Source organism: uncultured Victivallis sp. (assembly GCF_944391105.1).
Classification (GTDB): domain Bacteria; phylum Verrucomicrobiota; class Lentisphaeria; order Victivallales; family Victivallaceae; genus Victivallis.
In genome coordinates, this window is sequence record NZ_CALXSK010000085.1 from 1 (window position 1) to 2,933 (window position 2,933).

The 2,933-nt window shown below is 57.0% G+C and carries 3 protein-coding genes; all 3 read right to left on the bottom strand.

Features of this window, described 5'->3' with window-relative positions:
- Positions 1-5: 5 nt before the first annotated feature.
- Positions 6-797, bottom strand: a complete 792-nt coding sequence (locus tag Q0K10_RS15515) for a PD-(D/E)XK nuclease family protein (protein WP_294509064.1) — start codon at positions 795-797, stop codon at positions 6-8.
- A complete protein-coding gene (locus Q0K10_RS15520) occupies positions 794-1,228 on the bottom strand; it encodes a hypothetical protein (protein WP_294509067.1) in 435 nt (144 codons plus the stop codon). Before Q0K10_RS15520 ends, Q0K10_RS15515 begins: the two co-directional genes overlap by 4 nt.
- 78 nt (positions 1,229-1,306) lie before the next feature.
- Positions 1,307-2,584, bottom strand: a complete 1,278-nt coding sequence (locus tag Q0K10_RS15525) for a hypothetical protein (protein ID WP_294509070.1) — start codon at positions 2,582-2,584, stop codon at positions 1,307-1,309.
- Between the last annotated feature and the right edge of the window lie 349 nt (positions 2,585-2,933).

A 2,933-nucleotide genomic window follows, 5' to 3' on the forward strand; every position in this document is an offset into this window, starting at 1 on the left:
ATACGTTACCTCCAGTTTTTGCAACGATTTTTATACGGACACTCCGCACAGGCGAAGCTCGTTTCGTTCGGCAGAAACACGCCCTTGTCCACCGCGTCCTGCACCCGTGCCGCCAGCGACTCGAACCGCCGGAACGCGGCCTCATCGCGGCAGGTGTAGTGCGTTTCGCAAACCGGATTCTTCGCTTTGGTGATCACGTCGAACCGGAAGAGCGGCGTCGTGCCGTTCAACTTTTCGTAGGCATAACTGAACACGGTTGCCTGTAAGTCGCGGTCGGCCTTGCTTGCGGGCCAGCGGCTCGCGGAAGTTTTCCAGTCCACGATGCAGACATCCCGCCCGTCCTGCACGAGAAAATCCCATTCGCCGATCAGCGGCTTTTTGAGTCCGGGAACGTCGATCTTGAACGCCTGCGCGACACCTTTGATCGTGTAAAAGTCCGACCAGTTCGCGAGCGCGGCATCGAGCATCCGGGTCGCCAGCGCGATCATCGAGTCGAAGTTTTCGCCCTCTTTGTAGATCAAATTCGGCGCGATTTCGGTTTCGATCCGGAACGACTCTGCAAAGAGGTTGACGATCTCCTCCCGGGTCAGCGAACTTCCCATCAGACACTCCCACGCCTGCGCGGTCAAAGCCGCATGAAACGCCTTGCCGAACGGGAGGCAGACCGAAGTCCGCTCGATCTCCGGCTGCTCCACATAACGGTAGAAGTATTGCAGCTGGCAGACGTTGAGGTAAGTGTTCAGCGCCGAATAGGACCAGTGCGGTTCCTGCCGCAGTTCATCGATGGTTGCCATCATGCCGCCCTCCAGCTGTTGATGAGTTCCGAACACTGCCGTTTGCTGAGCTGCCGCACATCCGGCACGCCATGCTGCGCGGCAATCTGCTGCGGAGTCACTCCACGCTGCCGGGCAAGATCAAGCAGATACGAGAGCTGTTTCGGACTCGCGGGAACGTCGTTCTGACGACCCGCTGCCCGGTTGCCCTGCGGCACGGTTTTGCGTTCTTCTGCAACGGGATACCCCTCATGATTGCGGGGCACATTTCCATGCAATTCCGCTTCGACCGAATTCCGTACGAGGTCGAACGTTTCATGAATCCGAGCCTGCAGCTGCTCCTGCGTGAGCCCGTCCGGGAGTTCGACTTCGACCGACGCATGGAAGCTCTGGCTCGAATACTCCTCCCCGGCCGGAACCTTCTTCGAATACGACGCATTGAGTTTCAACATCATTTCACCTCCATAAATGAGAAGAGACGGAAGCGGTCAGGCCACCGTCCCTTCGGTTGTATGTTTGTTTTGTCGATGTGGTCAAATCGCCATTTTGATCCGTTCGATGGCGCGCTTGGCGAGGATGAAGTCCCGCTCTTTCTGTTTCTGCTTGAGCACGGCTTCTTTGACCTTGCGAGTCAGCACGCCGGTTTCGTCGAGCAGCAGCTTGAGTTTTCCTCGCAGTTCGTCGATCCCGTGATTCAGCTCCTCCATCGGGTCGGTAGCTTCGTTTGCAGACTCCCGGCGGGAGTCGGTTTCTTTGATTTCGTTCGTTTCCATTTTGCTTGCCTCCTTGTTGGTTTGTGGATTGAATTTGGGACTAAGGTGAATCGGCATCACAATGTAACAGCCAGCGCCGCCCTCGGCCACGACCGGCATCCGCCCGTCCGAATGGGCGCGGAACTTCGTGTAACGCTGCTGAAGCATCCGCAACAGGATGTACTTGTTGAGCACCAGCACCGCCTGCGGCTGAACGCCCAGAAACTCCGCGTCCGTCTCGAACGACATTTCGGGAGTATCGACCGGAATAAGCGTCACGCCATGCGGCGTCACATTGAGTTCAATTCCGTTCAGCGGTTCGTGGTCGGGAACCGTCTTCAGAAACGCGATGATCCGTTCCGGCTCGAAGAACTCCAGCGAATAATCCAAAGCGTTGCCGGACGGAATCACCTGCTTCCAGGCGGGGAATTTCCCGGAGAGCGCTTTCCCCTGCCACAGAAAGCCGCCGATCTCGATCCGGAAAAGCCGCTCACTGTGCCGACTCCAGAGGTGGAGTACGCCGGGAGCGGCGGGCTTCGCAGTCAACAACGCGAGCGGAAACGGCAGCGTAACCTCCTCCGGAATCGTGAGCGGACAAGGGAGATGCAGAAGCTCCTTCCCGTTCGTCACAGTGATGCCCTCCGGCGAAAGGTTGACGCCCCGCAGAATGAGCCGCGCACCATCGCGGTCCGCAACCGGAGCCGCCAAGGTGAGCAACTCCCCGAACGAGGCCGGAAGCTCGACTTTGACCGCGTCCTCGGGGACAACCTCCAGCTCCGGCCATTCAAGCGGCGTCCCGGTAACCTCGACCTCGCCACCCCGCGTGGAACGGATCAGCTCCCGCAACGCCCGATATTCGACCGCGAAATCGATCGCCTCCGCCGACTCACACTCCACACTCAATGCGACACACTCCACGCCGTCAGTCGCAACAAGCCGCAGCCGCCCGCCGACCCCGACAAAGCGAACCGACCGCACCACCTCCTCCGGCGAAGTCTGCGCCACAACCTTCCCCAGCACCTTCAACGCCTCCAGCAACACACTCTTTCTGATCTTCATCTTCACCACCTCCATGCGATTAAAACCAATCAGCCCCGCCGGTCAGTAAAGACCGACAGGGCTGATCACTCATTCAGGCCGATTACCTCAGCCTGCCATCACAAAGGTTATATATAAGTGAAATCTGTTTGAACTGCACTCCCTCAAATTACTTTTACAAAAGTGAGCAAGCATAGTCTACCTAATCCCCAAGAGCACATTCTCCGATCAGTTTATTGCTTTAGATGAAGCAAGCCACGTTTGCGATCCGTTATCAATAAAAAAACAAATGTGTGAGGTAATTTCAAAAGTTTTTAATTCGGCGGGATGAAAAAAGAGGCAGAAGGTTCATCTTAACTCTGGGACTATC